Source organism: Kitasatospora sp. MAA19 (assembly GCF_029894125.1).
GTDB lineage: Bacteria > Actinomycetota > Actinomycetes > Streptomycetales > Streptomycetaceae > Kitasatospora.
In genome coordinates this window covers 100,732-118,929 of the sequence record NZ_JARXYZ010000005.1, presented here as the reverse complement: position 1 = coordinate 118,929, position 18,198 = coordinate 100,732, and the positions used below count along the sequence as shown (strand labels likewise).

The 18,198-nt window shown below is 65.6% G+C and carries 21 protein-coding genes and 1 pseudogene; 15 read left to right on the top strand and 7 right to left on the bottom strand.

What is annotated here, in order from left to right; all coding sequences use genetic code 11:
- Together P3T27_RS10760 and P3T27_RS10755 are read left to right on the top strand one after the other, a co-directional pair.
- Positions 1–648, top strand: a complete 648-nt coding sequence (locus P3T27_RS10760) for a response regulator transcription factor (protein ID WP_280676891.1) — start codon at positions 1–3, stop codon at positions 646–648.
- A gap of 173 nt (positions 649–821) precedes the next feature.
- Positions 822–1,754, top strand: a complete 933-nt coding sequence (locus tag P3T27_RS10755) for a pyridoxal-phosphate dependent enzyme (RefSeq protein WP_280676889.1) — start codon at positions 822–824, stop codon at positions 1,752–1,754.
- Between the two features lie 72 nt (positions 1,755–1,826).
- On the opposite strand, the gene P3T27_RS10750 is transcribed toward P3T27_RS10755, so the two are convergent.
- On the bottom strand, positions 1,827–3,401 hold the full coding sequence (locus P3T27_RS10750; protein ID WP_280676887.1) for an LCP family protein: 1,575 nt from the start codon (positions 3,399–3,401) through the stop codon (positions 1,827–1,829).
- A 120-nt stretch (positions 3,402–3,521) separates the two neighbouring features.
- A complete protein-coding gene (locus tag P3T27_RS10745; protein ID WP_280676885.1) occupies positions 3,522–3,986 on the bottom strand; it encodes a MarR family transcriptional regulator in 465 nt (154 codons plus the stop codon).
- 103 nt (positions 3,987–4,089) lie between these two features.
- On the opposite strand from P3T27_RS10745, the pseudogene P3T27_RS10740 reads away from it, so the two are divergent.
- Positions 4,090–4,269: pseudogene (locus tag P3T27_RS10740) on the top strand (NADP-dependent oxidoreductase); the annotation flags it as partial.
- A gap of 90 nt (positions 4,270–4,359) precedes the next feature.
- Here the strand turns inward: P3T27_RS10740 and P3T27_RS10735 are convergent.
- From P3T27_RS10735 to P3T27_RS10725, 3 genes are all read right to left on the bottom strand, one after another.
- Complete coding sequence (locus P3T27_RS10735) at positions 4,360–4,734, bottom strand: hypothetical protein (RefSeq protein ID WP_280676883.1); 375 nt, start codon at positions 4,732–4,734, stop codon at positions 4,360–4,362.
- Between the two features lie 66 nt (positions 4,735–4,800).
- Positions 4,801–5,280 (bottom strand): hypothetical protein, encoded by a 480-nt coding sequence (locus P3T27_RS10730; protein WP_280676881.1) that lies wholly within the window; start codon positions 5,278–5,280, stop codon positions 4,801–4,803.
- Positions 5,281–5,781: 501 nt separating this feature from the next.
- Positions 5,782–6,075, bottom strand: coding sequence for a hypothetical protein (locus P3T27_RS10725; RefSeq protein WP_280676879.1), 294 nt, complete (start codon positions 6,073–6,075; stop codon positions 5,782–5,784).
- 2,828 nt (positions 6,076–8,903) lie between these two features.
- Here P3T27_RS10725 and P3T27_RS10720 point away from each other — a divergent pair.
- The 11 genes from P3T27_RS10720 to P3T27_RS10670 all read left to right on the top strand — a co-directional run bounded on the left by P3T27_RS10720 (position 8,904) and on the right by P3T27_RS10670 (position 16,262).
- Positions 8,904–9,707: a hypothetical protein gene (locus tag P3T27_RS10720; RefSeq protein WP_280676877.1), complete on the top strand. Its 804-nt coding sequence runs from the start codon at positions 8,904–8,906 to the stop codon at positions 9,705–9,707.
- A gap of 1 nt (position 9,708) precedes the next feature.
- Positions 9,709–10,044: a hypothetical protein gene (locus P3T27_RS10715; RefSeq protein WP_280676875.1), complete on the top strand. Its 336-nt coding sequence runs from the start codon at positions 9,709–9,711 to the stop codon at positions 10,042–10,044.
- 78 nt (positions 10,045–10,122) lie between these two features.
- On the top strand, positions 10,123–10,287 hold the full coding sequence (locus tag P3T27_RS10710) for a hypothetical protein (protein WP_280676873.1): 165 nt from the start codon (positions 10,123–10,125) through the stop codon (positions 10,285–10,287).
- Between the two features lie 81 nt (positions 10,288–10,368).
- Positions 10,369–11,160 carry a hypothetical protein gene (locus P3T27_RS10705; protein ID WP_280676871.1) on the top strand — a complete coding sequence of 264 codons (792 nt, stop codon included), beginning with the start codon at positions 10,369–10,371 and terminating at the stop codon, positions 11,158–11,160.
- Positions 11,161–11,212: 52 nt separating this feature from the next.
- The gene (locus tag P3T27_RS10700) at positions 11,213–11,743 is read left to right on the top strand and encodes a hypothetical protein (RefSeq protein ID WP_280676869.1); all 531 of its coding nucleotides are present in this window, start codon (positions 11,213–11,215) and stop codon (positions 11,741–11,743) included.
- A 320-nt stretch (positions 11,744–12,063) separates the two neighbouring features.
- Positions 12,064–12,381, top strand: a complete 318-nt coding sequence (locus P3T27_RS10695) for a hypothetical protein (protein ID WP_280676867.1) — start codon at positions 12,064–12,066, stop codon at positions 12,379–12,381.
- Positions 12,382–12,383: 2 nt separating this feature from the next.
- Positions 12,384–12,629: a hypothetical protein gene (locus P3T27_RS10690; protein ID WP_280676865.1), complete on the top strand. Its 246-nt coding sequence runs from the start codon at positions 12,384–12,386 to the stop codon at positions 12,627–12,629.
- 199 nt (positions 12,630–12,828) lie between these two features.
- Positions 12,829–13,065, top strand: coding sequence for a hypothetical protein (locus P3T27_RS10685; protein WP_280676863.1), 237 nt, complete (start codon positions 12,829–12,831; stop codon positions 13,063–13,065).
- Positions 13,066–13,148: 83 nt separating this feature from the next.
- Positions 13,149–13,340: a hypothetical protein gene (locus P3T27_RS10680; protein ID WP_280676861.1), complete on the top strand. Its 192-nt coding sequence runs from the start codon at positions 13,149–13,151 to the stop codon at positions 13,338–13,340.
- Between the two features lie 19 nt (positions 13,341–13,359).
- Positions 13,360–14,871: a DUF3987 domain-containing protein gene (locus P3T27_RS10675; protein WP_280676859.1), complete on the top strand. Its 1,512-nt coding sequence runs from the start codon at positions 13,360–13,362 to the stop codon at positions 14,869–14,871.
- A gap of 224 nt (positions 14,872–15,095) precedes the next feature.
- Positions 15,096–16,262 carry a hypothetical protein gene (locus P3T27_RS10670; protein ID WP_280676857.1) on the top strand — a complete coding sequence of 389 codons (1,167 nt, stop codon included), beginning with the start codon at positions 15,096–15,098 and terminating at the stop codon, positions 16,260–16,262.
- Between the two features lie 182 nt (positions 16,263–16,444).
- Here P3T27_RS10670 and P3T27_RS10665 read toward each other — a convergent pair whose 3' ends face one another.
- On the bottom strand, positions 16,445–16,663 hold the full coding sequence (locus P3T27_RS10665) for a DUF397 domain-containing protein (RefSeq protein ID WP_280676855.1): 219 nt from the start codon (positions 16,661–16,663) through the stop codon (positions 16,445–16,447).
- The gene (locus P3T27_RS10660; protein ID WP_280676853.1) at positions 16,660–17,493 is read right to left on the bottom strand and encodes a helix-turn-helix transcriptional regulator; all 834 of its coding nucleotides are present in this window, start codon (positions 17,491–17,493) and stop codon (positions 16,660–16,662) included. The genes P3T27_RS10665 and P3T27_RS10660 overlap by 4 nt, the downstream gene beginning before the upstream one ends.
- Positions 17,494–17,626: 133 nt before the next feature.
- Between P3T27_RS10660 and P3T27_RS10655 the strand changes: the two genes are divergently transcribed.
- The gene (locus P3T27_RS10655) at positions 17,627–17,890 is read left to right on the top strand and encodes a hypothetical protein (RefSeq protein ID WP_280676851.1); all 264 of its coding nucleotides are present in this window, start codon (positions 17,627–17,629) and stop codon (positions 17,888–17,890) included.
- The last annotated feature ends 308 nt before the right edge of the window (positions 17,891–18,198 follow it).

Below are 18,198 nucleotides of genomic sequence, written 5' to 3'. Positions count from 1 at the left end.
GTGAGCGACGGAACGACGATCAGACTGCTGTTGGTGGACGACCATCCGGTGGTCCGGGACGGGCTGCGCGGGATGTTCACCGCCGCCCCCGGCTTCGAGGTGGTCGGCGAGGCCGGGGACGGCGCCGAGGCGCTGGTCCTGGTCGCCGCGCTGTGCCCGGACGTGGTGCTGATGGACCTGCGGATGCCGCGGATGGACGGCGTCACCGCGATCCGCGAGATGGCTGAACGCGGCCTGCCCGGGCGGGTCCTGGTGCTCACCACCTACGACACCGACGCCGACGTGCTACCCGCCGTCCGGGCCGGCGCCACCGGCTACCTGCTGAAGGACGCCGCCCGGGAGGAGCTGTTCCACGCCGTCCGGGAGGCCGCCCGCGGCGCCTCGGTGATCGCGCCGACCGTCGCCGCCAAGCTGCTCGGCCAGGTCCGCGCGCCCGCCCGGGAACCGCTCAGCCCGCGCGAGCTGGAGGTGCTGGAACTGGTCGCCTCCGGCGTCACCAACCGGGAGGCCGCCGTCCGGCTGTTCATCAGCGAGGCCACCGTGAAGACCCATCTGATCCACGTCTACGCCAAGCTCGACGTCAAGGACCGCGCCTCCGCCGTCGCCGCCGCCTACAACCTGGGCCTGCTCACCCCGACCGGCCGGTAGTAAGACCGACCGGCACATGGTGGGCGGCGTCGCGACGCCCAGGCTGTCGCCTGGACGGCTTCTCCTCAGTCGCCGCAGCTCCGCTGCTACTCCCTCGTCGGCACCGCCCAGACTCGGCCCGGACGCCGCTCCTTCATCCACCCACCATGTGCCGGTCGGTCTAAGCTGGCCGGATGCTCGAACCCGCCCTGCTGCCGACCCCGCTGGTGGACTGCACCGACGAGACCTTCGCGCGGGCCGGGGTGGAACTGCGGCTCAAACGCGACGACCTGCTGCACCCGAGCGTCCCGGGCAACAAGTGGCGCAAGCTCGGGCCCAACCTGTCGGCCGCCGTCGCGCAGGGCCACACCCGGCTGCTGACCTTCGGCGGGGCGTACTCCACCCACCTGCGGGCGGTCGCGGCGGCGGCCGGGGCGCTCGGCCTGGAGAGCGTCGGGCTGGTCCGCGGCGAGGAACTGGCCGACCGGCCGCGCAACTGGTCGCTGCGGGCGGCCGAACGGGCCGGGATGCGGCTGGAGTTCCTGACCCGCACCGAGTACCGGGAGGCCACCGGCCGCGCCGAGGACGGTATCGACGCCGACGCCGACGCCGGCACGGCGGTCGGCCCGCACCGGCGGTGGGGCCCCTGCCTGGTGCTCCCGGAGGGCGGCTCCAACGCGCTGGCCGTGACCGGCGCGGCGGCGATCCCGGCCGAACTGCCCGACCTGGGCGGGCACGACGTGCTCTGCTGCCCGGTCGGCACCGGCGGCACCCTGGCGGGCATCGCGGCCGGCCTGCCGCCGGGCGCGCGGGCACTCGGCGTGGCCGTGCTGCGCGGCGGCGAGAGCTACCTGGAGGGCGAGGTCACCCGGCTCCACCGGGCCGCCTACGGCCGGGAGTTCGGCAACTGGCGGATCGACCACGCGCACCACGGCGGCGGCTACGGCAAGGTCCCGGCCGAACTGGCCGTCTTCGCCGAGCGGTTCGAACGCCGCCACGGCATCCCGCTGGAACGCCGCTACGTGGCCAAGCTGCTCGCCGCGCTGACCGACCTGGCCGCGGCCGGCGCCTTCCCCCGCGGCACCCGCCTCACCGCCGTCGTCACCGGCCTGCCCGACCCGGAGTAGGGCCGGGCAGACCGAGCGGAGCGGCCGCCCGGCCAGGAGACGCGGCGGCCCGGCGGGGCGCGCCGGCCGGGCTCACCCGAAGGTCAGGTCGGCGCACGGGTCGGTGTCGGCGCCGCGGGAGTTCTCGGCTATGCCGGTGGGCACCCCGCTGGGCACGCCGCTCGGGGTACCGCTCGGGGCCGTGCCGGGGGCACCGCTCGGGCTGCCGCCCGGGTCGCCCGGCGCGGCGGGGGAGGGCGACACGCCCGGACCGCTCTCGACCGCGTCCAGCTTGGTGGCGGGGCTCGGCCGGAAGTCGCGGCCCAGCGTCACGGTGATCGCCTCGGAGCCCGGCTCCTCGACCGCGCGCGCCCCCGGGAAGAGCGCGGCCACCTGGTCGGCGGCGGCCTTCAGGGTCGGGTCGTAGCTGATCTCGGTCTGCAGCCGGCCGCCGATGGGCTTGCCGAGCGCGACGTTCTGGAAGCCCCGGGCCCGCAGCACCTCCGCGCCGGAGTTCGACAGGCCGGAGGTACCGACGCCGTTGACCACGAGCACCGGTGCGGCAGCCTGCTCGGGCGCGAGCGGCCCCGCGGTGCCGGCCGCGCCGCCGGGGCCGGGCACGGTGGGGGAGGGGGCCGGGGTGCCGGTGCCGGCGGTGCTCTGCCCGTCCAGCGTGCGGTCCTCGCGCAGCAGCCGCCACAGCGTGTTGGCGTCGGGCTGCACCAGCTGGACGCGCTCCCCGGCGAAGCGCCAGGGCGCGGTCACGAAGGTGATGTCGGACAGCTTGATGTCCTGCAGCGAGCGGGTGAAGTCGACCAGCTTCATCGCGGTGCCGAGCCCCTCGTCCACGGTGAGCGAGCGGGTGGCCGCGTCGGCCAGCGGGAGCAGGGTGGGCAGGGAGAAGCCCTGGCCCTGCACCTTCTTGATCATCGAGGAGACGAAGGCCTGCTGGCGCTTCATCCGCCCGATGTCGGAGTTGTCGCCGAAGCCGTACCGGGCTCTCAGGTAGTCCACGGCGGGCTGTCCGGAGAGCTTCTGCATGCCCTTCTTGAGGTGTATGCCGTGCGAGTCGACGTCGTTGGGGACGCAGACGTCCACGCCGTTGATGGCCTCGGTCATCGCGGCGGCGCCCTTGAAGTCGACCACGACGGTGTGGTCGATCCGCAGGCCGGTGAGCGTCTCGACGGTGTTCTGCGTGCAGGCCGGGTTGCCCTTGGGGAAGTCACCGACGGTGAAGGCCGAATTGAACATCTGGCTGGTCCGGGGCGAGGTCCAGGTGCCGTTCGGCAGCTTGCAGGACGGGATGGTGACCAGGGTGTCCCGGGGTATGGAGACGCCGACGGCGTGCTTGTGGTCGGCGTAGACGTGCACCAGCATCGCGGTGTCGGAGTGGCCGACGCCCTCCTCGCCGCCGCCGATCGCGTTGTTGCCGTCGTCGCGGGTGTCCGAGCCGAGCACCAGGATGTTGACCGGCACCGAGGCGCCGGGGGTGGTCGGGACGGGCGCCGGCGGACGCTCGGTGGCGACGCCGCCCGCGTCGAAGGTGGTGATGTTGTTGTCCAGCCGGTGGTAGAACCAGGCCCCGGCGCCCACGACGGACAGCACCAGGACGGCGGCCAGGCCGATGGCGGTCCGCAGGTAGCGGCGTCTGCGCGTGCTGCTGCCCATCCTCCGTGTCCCCCCGTCTTTCCGTCTCTCGTGTTCGATGTTCGAACGTTAGACGTTTCGACGGACGGTTCGGTTACCTCCGGCAGCGGTGCGGATTTCGCTCCGGGGCTGTGATGCTGCTCACGCCCCGGGGGTTGCGGCTCCGGTGAGCATGCGGCGGAGCAGGTCGCGCAGGACCGTCCGCTCCTCGTGGCCGAGGGCGGCCAGCGGCTCGCGGGCGAAGTTGAGCGACTCGCGCAGCTCCGCGGAGGCGGCGGAGCCGGTCTCGGTGGCGGCGACCAGCTTCACCCGGCGGTCCTGCCGGTCGGCCTCCCGGGTCACGAAGCCGCGGGCTTCGAGCCGGTCGACGATCCCGGTGATGTTGGACGGCTCGCAGCTGAGCGTCTGGGCGATCTGGCGCATCGGCATCGGTCCGCGCCGCAGCAGGGCGAGCACCTTGGCCTGGGCGCCGGTGAGCGAGCGGGCGGCGGCGGCCTCTTCGTACTCGCGGTGGAACAGCGCGACCAGGTTGGCCATCAGGTCGACGACCTCAAGGGTGATCTCGTCGGACTGCGGCGTGGCGGCCAGGGTCGACTGGGTGTCCATACGTCACAGTCTACCTGAAAAGTTGACAACATGAACCTTTCATGTCCATCGTTACTTCAGTAGCTCAACCTTTCATGTACCAGAACCACTAAGGAGCGTCCCCATGGCAGAGCAGGCCGCGCCCGCGACCGCCCGTGAATGGCACCTCGCCGCCCGTCCCCAGGGCTGGCCGGTGCCGACCGACTTCGCCCTGGTCGAGGCCCCGGTCCGGACCCCGGGCCCGGGCGAGATCCTGGTCCGCAACGCCTACCTCTCGGTGGACCCGTACATGCGGGGCCGGATGTAGTGCAGTTAGCAAACGCCATGCCCGCAGGTCAGGGCTAGTGTGCTGCCGAGATGGCGTCGCTGCTGACTGTGGCCCCTCGGCGTCTCGTCAGGTTGTAGGCGGCTGCGTCGGCCCTTGCTGGACTGCTGGCGGTGCCACCTGTGCCCGGATGGCCTCGCGGACCACCTCGGCCGTCTCGCGCGTCTCCGCGCGCCGTGTCTCCTCCCTCTCGTGCGTCTCGGCCCGCTGTGTCTCCGCTGCGATCCGCTGCCGCTCGGTCTTGGCTTCGATCTTGGCCTTCGCGATGACGCTGGCTGCTGTTGCCATGGGTACTACTGCCCCGCCGATTTGAAGTAGACCGGAGACGTCACCATGGGTCAGCGATTCGCCGGAGTCGCTGTCCAGCGATTCCCGGAGTGCGCGGTACATGCGCTCCTGCTCTGCGATCGCGGCGAGAGCGGAGTCTTCGGGTGTTTCAGGCATGGGGCGAGCCTAGAGCGGCTGGCCGCTTCAACGGATCGAGATCAGGACTCTTGGTACGTTGAGCTTCTACTGAATCAGGCCGCGCGAAGTCAGATCGGCCTTGAACTTCTCCAGCGCAGGCCAGACCTGCGTTTGCATCGTCTCTGGAGCCACCGGCCTGAAGTCCCGGCCCAGTATGTCCGAGAGCTGGTCGGACTCTGTGATCAACGGTTGATAGTACGGGTCACCCAGGTACTCGGCCTTCAGGCTGAAGTTGATCTGTCCGACCATGCGCCCAAGGCTCAACGCCTGGCCGCCGCACGAGGCCGGGTCCGTACAGCCCTGCGGCTTGTACGCGTCGACCGCACTGGCGAATCCCTTGGCGCCCGCCGACGAGTTCACCATCCTGGCTGCCGGCACCTCTGGTGCCAGTGCCTTGGGTGTGAAGCTCTCTGTAGGCACCGGCCCGGCGCCCGGCCTTTCGCTACTGCTGCATGCAGCAGTCGTCACCAACGCCAGCCCGACGGCCACGAGGCCGACGGCGCGTATGGGCCTGTGCGTCAACATGATCGGCACCGTACCGCCACCCTCACCACCGTTTCTATACGTTGGCTTGCCGTCATCCTGCGGCGGGACGTGATCAGGAGTGGAACGGCCTGGCAGCCGGGACCAAATGTCAAACTCATGACAAGCATTCGCACCAGTTGCAGGCGGCCCAATATTGGTTACTTGACAACACCTCGAAAGCGCCGCTGACCTGGGGAGATCTAGGTGGGCATGAACAGAAGTGCCGCGACTGCTATCGCCTGAGGGAAAGAAGGCCCCCGCAGGACGGGGGCCTCAGCATGGCGCTCCTGTGGCCACGCATGGCAGCGGGTCGTTAGTACGTTGCCGAAGCTGAGCCTAGTCGACTCAATTCATTCACTGAGCCTCGATGGCCCGGAAACGGTTCTGCCCCCTGGGTCAGGACCCAGGGGGCAGCCGTCCTGCTCCCGCAAGGCGGCCTCGCGGGGCGGTGCACCTGGGCATCCTATCCATGACGGGAGTGACCGGGCTCCGTACTGACGGCTACAAGGCGTTGAGCTCGTCCAGGGCGGCCCGAAGGTCGGCCAGGGTCTTACCGTGGTCGTGTCGAAGACTGCTCACGATCTCACCGACCTGGCTGTTCAGGCCTCGGCCAGCGGGGGTATCCCAGTGGGCCCAGCCCGTGACAGCCAAAGACAGCTTCTCCTGGGCGTAGTAGATGTCATGGGCAGCACTGGGATCGTCGCGGTGTTCAAGGAAGTACTGGACGGCCTGATGCAGCTCGTTACCTGCTTCGACCAGGTCTGACGGCGGACCACTGTCTATCTGTTCGTTCACACCCGAAAGCCTAGGGCGGACATCTGACAGCGGCCACGGGATTTGCTTGGCCTCAGAGCCGCCTCAGGACGTCCTCGCAAGCCTGACAGCGCCTGTCACGCAGGTAGACCGGGTACCAGGGCTCCCCGGGCCTCCCAGGCCGGTAATGGGAGTGCTCCATGGGCCCTGTGTCCTCCCCGCAGAGAGTCCGCGGAAGAGGGTCCTCGGGAACGTCGGGGTCCTGGCCGGCGGCGTGCACCAGGAGCACGGCCGGCTCGCCCTCCGGGCTCTCTGCCTGGGCCTGGTCCAGCTCGAAGAGGACGATGATCCCTGCCACACCTCGACAGTGAGGCACGATGGCGCGGATCGCCACCTTAGAAGCGGCTTGCCTGGGCCTGATCCGGGACCATCTGGCGGGCGAGAAGGGCCCCGAAGATGCATTGGGTGAGGCAGGCGTGCATTCTTGAAGAAGAACATGTGCGACCGCACATGAGGGGGCAAAGGCCTCCTTAACAGCATCCCGATCCCGCCTTCGTGAGCCTGAGACCAATTGGCTCAAATAGACCATCAGGCCGAAGAAGGGCAGCCCAATGACAACAATCCCCCATGATGACTGCATCTGCAATGTTCAGTGTCCAGATGAACCTCAGTGCGCCTGTATGTGGATCTATGACGAGGAAAGGTGCGAGTGTCTCTGTGGGCCAGATATTAAAGTAGACCGCCGAGTGCCTCCGGATGCTTACGTCGATCTCGGCGTAAAAGACCTTGAACTGGCAGCTCTTGGAAGGTTTCTGGCCAGACTTAGCACCGCTGACGTGTTGGTCCCAGCCTTGCTCGGCGACGATAAGGTGTCATTGCGTCTCAAGCGGGTTCAGTTGAAAGATGCGATCAAACAAGCAGGGTTGGTGTTGGGCTGAAAGGAAGCCTGCCGGTACTCGCTAACTCGTCTCTTCATGGGGTATCTAACCTCAAGAACAGACTTCATGCCCGAACCAGAGAGGCCCCCCTCGCTAGAGAGGGGGCCTACTTGTGTCTTGCCAAAGAAGAGACTCGAAGAAGGTAGAGAGAAGTCACTCTGACGGGGGGTATATAACCCCCCTACAAAATAGATGTATGTGTCCGCTGACTGCGCCTGAGGACACCTTGGCCCAAAGAGTGGCCGGCATCACGTTCAGAGGCCTCATTTCATTCATTCAGTGCCTTCAGTGAGCCCGCGGAGCGGCATCCGGAGCCCCGAGAGGCCCCAGAAGGGCCCCAGGAGGCCCGGAAACAGCCCCCGAGCAGTTCCGGGGAGGCCTGTTGGCCGTCAGGCCGGCCTGGATGCCCTCCAGTCCCTCGAAAGATTCAAACCCGTACAGAGGGTGAGGACAGCACCCCCGGTGGGTCCTCTCTGAACGCGTGCATGTGTTACCCCCGTGTGATGTGTGGTATGGGAATGAATGAAATGACAGGAGCGGGGACTCAATTCATTCAGGGGATTCCTTCAAGTGAGCAGGTGAGAGGGCATCTCTGACGGGACGTCAGGGAAGGCCTCCCGAGGGGTGGCGGGGGAGCGTCCGGCACTCCCAACGGGTCCTCAGATGTGTCTATTATGTGGACATGGGACAGGATTCTCGTGAAATTGGTAACACTGAGATAACGATGCAATAGTAACTTTGAGTAATCATTGGCCTATGTGACGATCCGTCATGTGTCCACTTTGGGTCTATATGTGCACCATGCCTCTCCTTTAGTACCTATAAGGGCCCTCGGTGGCGCACTGTGAGTGGCTATCGAATGGGAGCGTTGTGAAACAGAACTTGATTCGGGGGGTCTGTCTCCCTAGTGTTCTGGGTGTCGGAAAGAGCAACACCGAAAAGCCCGGCCGGGAGTACCGCCCACCGCAATACAGCGGGGGATCGGGAAGAGGCTGTCAGGCAAGTAGGGAAGTCGGACCGGCGGAGGGTGAAAGCGCCCCTCCCAAACCCACTAAGTGAATAGCGAGAACCCTTGTGGAGGGGCGTCACGGCGCCACAAGGGGGAAGCAACGGCCCGGCAGCGACCGGACAACCGCTAACACAAGACATGAGGCATGCCCACTGAAGCGAATAGATGTGGGATGAACGCTGATCGCCCGACCACATGCCACCTAGCTAGGTGGCCGGTTACGGAGCACGGGAAAGCGAGACTGCCTGATAACCGGACCTGATCGCCCGGCATGAATAGATCACTGCACCATCAGCCGACACCACGTGTCCGGCAGTGCGAAGGATGGGTGACTGATACTCGCCCTCCGGGATCACTGGCCTTAAGCGTGTGAGGCACAGCGCGGCAGGGAGCGCCAAAACCACCCTGTAGGGCCACGTCGGGTCATACCTGCGCGGCTCTCGATGGGCCTGCCCGGAGTGGGTCCAGATTCAGGCCGGCATCAGACCTAGGGAGAAGTATGTCCGAAACGCTTGTGAAAACTAAGTGCGGTTGCGTGATTCGAGGAGGATTCCACACCTTTGATTATCTCGTCCACACCGTAGAAATCACGGGTAACGGCGGTGGTCTCGTAGACGCCATTGATGTTCGGGCCGACTCCCCGGATTGTGCGATCGGGGCTACCCGGACGGAGTTCACACGACGTGGCGTGAACTGGGAGCGCTGGCACTTCGAGGCCATTGGGTGCAACCAGGCCCGTGCCTACTGCTGTGCGGCCCGCAATCCCTGTGGGATCTGCAAGGGGCGTCAGGCAGCAGCCTAGGACCATTTTTTTTGCCCAAAAACTTGATTCGGGGGGTCGGAGGGGTTTGGTCGCCCACGGCCGGAGCCGTGGGCGGTCATGCCTGGCCGATCAATTAGGAAACTCATGATGGGAGACGGATATGACCACTGAGGTAGTCGAGATTGCTCTCTCTGGGGCAATCCAGGAGTACACGCGGCAGAACTACACCTATGGTCCGGGGAATTTCGAGCACACTGCCGAGGAAAACGGGTGGACGTCTATCGGGATGATTTGCGACCTGATGGGTTCGCCGGTCAGCTGCAAGGCAGATAGTCGTCATTACCAGTACGTCACCAGTACGTGGGCCCTGCACGCGAGTAACGCCGAGGAGATTGAACGAATCCTCGATGAGGTCGCGGACGGCCTGGAGTGGGCCCACGGTCCAGGGGACTCGTATGTCTTCAATGCGGACCGCCCGGAAATGGTTCAGGCGGTTGCAGATATCGAGGCCGCCTTGGGGGATGGCGCTCTCAATGAGACACGCAAGTATGAGCTGGAGTACGAGGAAAACCACCCCTCCGAGCACGAGTGCTACTCAGAAGACCCGGACTGCAGGTGTGAGGCGAATACTCATTCCTGCCGGGAACAGTTGTGGGGTGGTGTCGAAGGCGGGGAAATAGGCCTCACTGCCGATTGCTACTGGTGCCAGTACTGCAATGGCTGGGTGGATATGACGGACGCTGATCGCATGGAAATGCACCGTCGGCTTTATGGGCGTCGGGAATGGTGGCAGTACACCCGTGCTGACTTCTCGCCTGAGGCTGCGTCGAGGCATGCGGCGGCCGTGGCGCGTTACCGACGGGGTATTCGGGCATGGAGGGTGGCCGGGCAGCTCGACCTGTTCTCCAGCGAACTCCCGCCGACCACAGATGAATTGATCGCTCTCATGGGACTGGAGAACTGAGATGAGCAAGACCGCACGAAATGCCTTTGCCCGCGTGGCCCTGATTTCGGCTCTAGTGCTCTCCTATTGGGTCGGTACGGTAGCTGACTATTCCCGAGAAGCCAAGCCGACGTCCAATGCCACGGTGTCACGGGAAGCGCTTGCCAGTAAGTACGGGGAAGGGTTCGCCGATTCCAAGGCCGAAGATTGTGACCTTGGGTTCCAGTCGGCTTGTGACTGGTTCAAGGATCAGGCGAATGAACTCGTCCCGGCTTTCAACGACGGATTTGCAGACGCCCAGCAAGACAACTGCGATAAGGGGTTTCAGCCTGCCTGTGACTGGATCTCGCTGAACTGAGTGACCCGCTTTGGTTCGGCCGGGCTCTGCCCGGCCTTTCCATGGCCTGTCAGTCGACAACCCAAAGGACGGAACAACATGAACAACACCTCTGATCGAGTCATTGAAGCCTTTGCCGCTGAGCATGAGGCTAGGCAGGCAATTCGCGACATGTGGCACCACGGATTCCCGCGTTGCCCGATCACCCGCTATGCGGAAGCTGCCGGGCGTCTCGCTGACGAAATGGCTGCAAGCCTCACCTGACGCGCTTTGGTCGGGGCCGGTAGTCCGGCTCCGGTCATGGCCTGTCAGTCGACAGCCAACACCTAGCCGAAAGGCGAGAAGTTGAGTAGCTGGACCGGTACCCGGGAGGGCTTTGCCCGGCTCGGAGCGGAATACACCCCCGACTACCAGGGGTACGTGATCAACGTTCGTGATGAAGGTGAGGACTGGTACGTCTACGCGTGGGATGACCGGAATGGGGTCACCGCCTATCTGGCCCGGGCTGCTACGGAGAATTCGGCACGGGAGATCCTGGAGATCCACGCCGGTTTCCGGCGGTCTGGATACCTCTGTGAGGCATGGGTCAGCAAGGAGGTCGGGCACTGTCCGGAGAACGCTACGGGTGTCCGGTGGGCTGATTTCAGGACCGAAAGGCGGATCCACTCGCTCTTCTGCCCCGCGCACAGTGAAGTCCACCCCTCCTGGGCGTGGACTCCCATTTCGACCTACCTCGCCGAGTGGGGCATCGACCCTGAGAACACCGCGATGAGCGGCGGTCGACGGGGGCCGTTCCACGACGGCGAACAGACGTGGGTGGTAATTACGGACGGCCCCTGTGCGTCCGGCCACGTGCTGAGTTCTCTTCGGCGGGCGTTGGCGGCGAAAGAACCGGTGTGGGCTGGTACCGAATACGTGAATGCGGCACGGGAGTTGCAAGACCAGTTGCCGCATGAGGGCCCTTGGACCTTGACGCGGACCGAGCTGCACACGATCCGAAGGGCGATGAGCCGCTTCCGGGGTCGGGGCCCGTGGTGCCAGGCCACGGGGCAGTGCGGGTTTCACGACCTGATGGTGGAACGGATCACGGAGGCCAGCGAGCACGCGATCCGGCACCGACAGCAGGGACTCAGCTAGTCGGTGCACTTTCGGGCCGCCCTCGGTCGAGGGCGGCCCTTCGCATGGCTCGGTGCAACGGGCCTTCAAGAGAGATGAGGAGAAGTTAGTGGATGCCTGGGAGTGCGAGGTGTGGGTGTGCAACTGCGGATACACCCTGCCTGAGGAACACGACGGGTCATGCGGCATCTGGGAACAGGTGGGCACCGTTCCCGGGGGTGAGTGGGCCACGGCCTACTCCAAGGCAGCCACGCTGCCGCACGGCCGCGTGTGGGGCCGGTACCTGCCCACCGGGAAGGCTGTCGCTGTCTTCGAGCACATCGCGGGTGGTGGTCTCTGCGCTGGTTGCTGGCGGCGTCACCAGGTGACGCACACGGAACACGTCATCGAGCCCGACACCGGTCTCTGCCGCCCGTGCATTGAGGTGGAGAAGCGGCGGGGCCCGTACACCCGGACACCCGACGGCCGCGAGTTCATGTGTGAGGAGTGCCGGGTGTCCTTCCGGAGGACCCACGAGTCCACCGCGTACGCGGAGGGTCGGGACCCGGACTCGCGCCTGTACCGCTCGGCGCTCGACGTCGCCCGTGAGGACACCACGCGCTAGTCGCTTGCGTCGCCACCAGGTCCAAGTCGGCTGAGGTCCCAGGGAGAGGTCTGCCCAGTGGCCGGCCGCGGGGGCCTGGTGGTGGCGCTGGCCACTAGACGAAAGGAACGGCCAATGCCCTACCCGAATAACTTTCAGGGCGGTTGCTCGAACAACTGCGGTCGAGAGGCAACCCATTGGGTCGGAATCGAGCGGTTCGGGGAACCGTTTTTCGCCAGGTACCCGCATTGTGAGCCGTGCGCTGACGAGCTGGTCTCTAACCCGGCTATGGATGCCACCTCGAAGCCGATTCTGAGGCGGTAGTGCCGACGGATGACGAAGTGCGGGCGTTCATGGTGGAGAGCGGATTGCGTGATCCCGATAACACCTCAGATATAACGCCACCGGAAGTCCGTTACTTCCAGAACTACAAGCCCTCTCATGACGCTCGGAAGGCCAGTGAGAGGGCTGCTCAGGAACGCATGGACGAGCAGTGGAGAAGGGCTGACGAGTCCCGCAAGCGGGCGGAACATCACGCCCTTCACATGAAGAGGTGCCGCGAATGGGGCCGAAAGAAGGGTTTCACGGTAGGAGCGCGTGGATCTATATCGAAGGTCGTCCGCGAGGCATACAGGGAAGCGACAGGAGTAGAGCTTTGAGCATGATTAAGACTTTCATCGAGGACACGGGCGCCCTGCGGATTGCGGCGGTGGAGATCGCCGGAATAAAGAATGACACGGAGCGCGGAATCGCGCTGAGCTTCCTTTTCGAGGCGTGCGGGGAACTCGCCCTGACCTACGCCCGGCCCGCTGGGGTGGTCGGCCGCCTGACCGGTGTCGTAGCCGAGGAGTTCCAGGCCGAACGGCAGCGTCTGCGAATCCGGGCTGAGCTGGGCGAGGCCGCGTGAGCCAGGACATTCGGACGCATGACTACGTGATCGTGTACGGCTCGGACGGTCTGATAAAGGGCGCGGGCAAGGTATCCGGCGGACCTCAGGCAGGCCTGTTCTCGGTCTGGTTCAACGGTCGGCTTATCTGGGCTCCGGCTGAGTGCGTTGAAGTTTACCCGATGAACGGCCTGTATCGAGAGATGGGACTTGGTAAGTAATGACCGGCTACTACGCCAGCCTTGAAATCGCGCTTGCGCTCGACAATGCCAGGGCGCCCATAGAGGGGGAGCTGACTGATAGCGCCAGTTATATGGACCTGATGGACCTCTTCACAGCTGCCTTCGAGAAGGCGCTGCGAAACCCCGAAGTCGACTTCGCGGACATCGTGGAAATTGAGTACGGGGGAACCCACACGGTGGCTGAGGTTAAGAGCTGGTGGGACAGCTGGAGCTAGCGGCGGTTGCTTTTGGTGAGGGCTGGGTTCCTTCGGGGGCCCGGCCTTTGCCATGAACACCCGTACATAAGGAGGAGTGAATAGTGGCCACGAAGCGGATTGTGCAAATCTTTTGCAACGCGTGCTGGAACAAAAAGGGGGTCGAGGTCGATGCCGTGGAACGGCTCACCCTCGGGTCCCTGAGATGGGACCTGTGCGAGGAACATCGGGACCGCTTTGGCGAAATGCTGAGCGAGGTTCTGGACATCGATGAGCCCATGGCCATCAGCGCGTAACGAGAACAGGAGTAGGGAAATGGGTACCTGGGACGAGATGAAGTACGGCCCGCTCGGTGAGGCCGTGGACAACGCCCGTGAGTGGTCCGAGGGCGATCCGGTGGGAATTTTCGCTGCGGCACTGAGCATGTGGTCCAGCGCGATATCCGGATCGGTGGTCCAGCCGAATGGGCGGCCGGTGGTCGTGTGGACGGCGATGGTCGGCCGGTCGAAGGTCGGCCGGAAGGGCTTCGCCCTGGACACCGCGTATGCGGCGCTTGCCCCGTCGATCGGTTCGTTTCTGGAGAAGCGGACGCGCAAGGGCATTTCCAGCGGCCCCGCCCTGGTGAACACCCTCTTTGAGGTGGTCCAGGAGACGGCCCTCTCCGAAGAGGGCGAGGACGGCCGGGTTCTCATGGTCGAGGACGAGTGGGCGACACAACTTCGCCGGGCCAACCGGGACGACTCCTACTTCGACCAGCTGATCTGTGCGTGGGACGGGAAGTCCATGGTGAACACCACCAAGGGCAAGGCGGGCAAGCGCGAGGAACAGCGCGTGGACCACCCGCTTCTGGGGTTCCACGGGCACATTCAGCCCGGCAGGTGGGTGCGGCTGGTGCGGCCTGATGCAGCGCTCGGAGGCTTCTTCAACCGCCTGTGCCCCGTGCTGGTGGAACAGACGAAGAGGCTGCCCACCCGCATCAAGAAGCCACTTGCGAACGTGCAGGAGACGCCCGCGCTCACCCGGGCCTACAAGTGGGCCCGGGCCGAGCCCCGGGTAATGGCCTTGTCCGACGCGGCGGCGGAGCGGCACGACAACTACCGCGCGGAGCTGGAGGACCAGCTGATGGATCTGCCTGAGGAACTGTCCTGCATGATCGAGCGGGCCGACGAACAGGTCCTTCGGATCGCCTGCGTCCTCACCGCTGCCGAGCGCAAGACCGCTGTGAGCGTGAGGGCGTGGGAGGCGGCCCGCGCCTTCGTGGACTACTCGGTGGCCAGCATCAGGCGCCTGGCGAGCGAGGCAGATTCGGTTGGCCGTCGACCGGCGAAGCCCCTTCCCGACGTGATCAGGGAGACGCTCCAGCGGTACGGCGGCGAAGCCACGTCCAGCGTGCTCCTGCGCGCGCTCGGCTCCCGTGCCAACGCGGCCGGTGTCAAGGCTGCGGTGGAGCAGATGGACGACGTGGACATGGTTCGGGAGCGGATCGGCGGTCGGGGGGCGCCCGCGACGATCTACCGCCTGGCCGACCCGAAGCCCGCAGTGGTCGAGCGACCCAAGCCGGCGCCTGCCCCGATCGGGGAGCGCGCGGTGGAGTCGGTCATGCCGGTGCCGGTGCGGACGGTTCAGTCAGTGGTCGAATCCAAGCCGATCAAGGCGACGAAGGCGAAGGCGAAGAAGGCCGGGAAGAAGGCGGTCGTGGCCAAACCTCAGTGGACGGTGGTCGCCGGGGAGCGTCCAGCGTCCGCCCCGGTCCCCGCTCGGAAGGCCGCATCGAAGCCCAAGGCGGCGGCGAAGAGGGCGGCTAACCCTTTCCGTGACCTGCTGTGAATCACCAGCTCCGTAGGCGCCCTCAAGGGCATCTCCAGTGCACCGAATGCCGGGCCGGCTTCCTGGACAGGGAGTCGGCCCGGCGGGCCCAACAGCCCTGCCTTGAACAGCTGTTGCCACACGGCCACCGATATGACCGCGAGCACATCCTCTACCCGATCTCGTACGACCGAGGCACCGGACACGGTCCGGACCGGCTGTGCGATGAACCTGGGTGCATCTGCGTGCAGCACATCTGCGACTGCGACGTGTGCCGCGAAGACCTCGACCTACCGGCGCTCAAGTGGCTGGTGGACAGCCAAGAACTCGAAAGGGAAGACCGCATGTCCTCTCACCTGATCCCCGTTGAAATGCCCGCCCAGCTTCGTAAGTTCGCGGTGTACAAGCTGGTACCCGACACGGATGGGCAGCACGAGCTGAGCACGCTGTGCAAGGCGGCGAACGAGGGACGGTCGAACTCCGCCAGCGTCATCGGCCTGACCAACGTCGCCCTGGGCGCCGCGCTGGAGATTGCCCGGGAATGGCGGCACAGCAAGAACGGGAACGAGATTCAGGCCGGGCGAACGCTGCTCAAGAACCACGAGATGGAATACGTCCCTGAGGACCCGCGCGAGCGTCGGCACGAGTTCAAGATGCCCAAGTCGATTGCCGGGGTCCCTAGCCACATGTGGATGTTGAAGGACCTGCCGGAGATCGCCGCCGACCTCAAGGCGTGCTCCTGGACCAGCGCCGGGGGGAGTGGTCGGGTCACGTACGAGACGATGGGGTGGCTGTTGGAGCGGGCGGAGAGCTACGTGCGCTCTGACAGCTCGGCCGCGCAGCGGGCGGGGAAGAAGTTCATCGCGACTTACCGGCCTGCCTGGGAGGAGACTGGTCGGCTCATCACGGAGTACCTGGAGGAGGGAGCCGGCCAGGAGCCAGAGGAACTGGCGGTCGAACCTGAGGAGGCCTTGCCCACGGTCGAGGCCCGGAAGTGGGAGAAGCACCGGCTCAACAAGTTCGTGGACTGGGATGATCGGCCCAGCTACTTCTGGTTCGGCGGTGTGGTTAAGGACGGCGCGGCTGATCCGGTAGGCGTGCTGGTGTCGCTGACCTGGCGAGAGTCCGAGAAGGGCACCAACTACCTGCGAGACGTCGACACTAACGGGGTGGTGGCTACGGTCCACAGCATGTCGCAGGTCTGGGCTGCCCCTGTCGACCCTCCGGGGGAGGTCGGGGAGGCTGCGGTGGACCAGGACCAGGACCAGGAGCCCGAGCCCACTCCCGAGCCGGCCGAGAAGTCGAGTCCGCGGGGACCTGTTCCGGAGAACTGGGTGTGGATGGCCGAGGAAGCACACTCCGCGACGGCACGGGCCTGGTGGCGTCGGAAGGTCGAGTCGTGGGGTCGGTGACCCCGAGGGTGATGCCTCAGCGACAGCGCCCCCGGACCCCGGTCCGGGGGCGCTTTGCTGCCCTGATCGCACGATGGCGGGATGGGGTGTGGCGCGAGGAGATGAAGCCCGTGACCCTGTCCGGCGGGGAATAGCACGAAGGCCCCCGCCCAGCAGGGCGGGGGCCTCGCTTGGTCCTGGGCTCAGACCTCGCCGAACTCGCCGGCCTGGACGGCGGTGACGAAGGACTCCCAGGCCCCTGCCGGAAAGACGAGGGCAGGACCCTCGGGGTCCTTGGAATCACGGACAGGCATGACGCCGGGGACACCGGGGGCCACCTCGACGCAGTTGCCGCCGTTCTGGCTGTAGCTGGACTTGATCCAGACGGTGTCGGAGAGAGTCAGATGGTCAGTGCGGGTCATGATCGGAGGTCCTTCCGAGCTGCGCGAATCATGTCGAGGGACGCCACATCCGAACTGGCTCCCACTTGCAAGCGATCGTAGTCGTGGGACCACAAGGTGACGGTCCCGGTCTCTCTGGTCAGGAACCCTCGTTCTTGCGACTCGGTGTATCCCAGCAGGCTGCGATCAGACAGGGTCAGCAGTACCACCGGCAGCGCCAGAGACCGGCGCTCACCCATGGAGAACGGCGCCACTTGGATGATAGTCCTCGGACGTTCTGCCAGCTCTGCCAGGTGTTCGAGCTGTTCGCGCATGACGGCCGCACCTCCGACAAGCCTTCGGATGCAGCTCTCATCTAGCACCGCGTGCATAACGGGCGCGTCATTGCTGTCGAGCCGCTGTTGGCGGGTCAGCAGGTATGAGACCCGAGTCTCGGCTTCTTCGGCTGTGATTGCCCCTCGTCGTACGTCCGCCGCAGCCAGCGCCTCGGCGTAGGCCTTGGTCTGGAACAGCCCCGGAATCACCCCAAGTTCGAACTGTCGCAGCTCAATGGCCTTGGACTCCTGCACTGCGTACTCGGGGAACCCCTCCAGGAGGGAGCCGCCGCCGCTGAGGCTCCAGTACGTCAGTTCTAGTGTCCCACCAGCCCCTAGGACTTGGTCGGCCGCTTTGACCCAGTCAAGTGTGGGAATGCGGGTGCCTCGTTCGAGGTTCGAGATCTGACTGTCGCTTAGGTTGGTGAGCTCTCCGAGCTCTATCTGTGTGAGCCCTGCCGCCTTACGCAGCCTGCGGAGTTGTGCACCGAAGGCCTTCAGTGGAGATGCGGACGGATTGAGTTCGGTCTCACGCATAGTCAAACCTCCGTTGCCTTCTGAGTCCCACACAAGATCTGTCAAGAGGGAAAGCCTTCCGATGGTAGGGGCGATCGGTCCACCATGGCTACACCAAGTGAGACGCCAAGAGCGAAGCGCTACGGAGACCCCCATGTCCGAAGACCCGGAATCTGTGTTGTCCAACCTCGTCCCCCACGAGGTCGTTCGGGACCTGAAACACCGTGACGCCGACGGCAAGCCGAGGGAGGGGGCCTTCGTGGAAATCCTCTGCGGGGCGGCCTTCTTGAGGCCGCTGGGCGGGGGCCGTGAGTGGACGACCCGACCTCATCAGCTGCAACCGTGTGATCCCAGGGAGATCGCGCCCGGCACCGGAGGCAACCCGCGGCGCCGGCTGATGTTCCCGGAGTCGGCGTGACCTCCGGGGAGATGCTGATCGCCGGGCTGCATGTCAGCTCGTTGGCGGTCGGTGGCTTCGCCGCTGTGGCGCGGCCAGCCGCGCCTGGGGCAGAGAACGCGGTGGTCACTGAGATGCCGTCCCCGCGCCTGTACCAGCTCGGTCGGTGTGTGCCGTGCAAGGGGCGTTGGACACTCGTTGCCCCGGGACTCTTCTACTTTCGGGGTGACGGTCAGTACGTCAGCATCCCGGCCTGCGCGGACCACCACGAGGCGTTCGTAATGCACGTCCACAAGACGGCCCTGCGGGCGACGTTGCCGTCGAAGGGG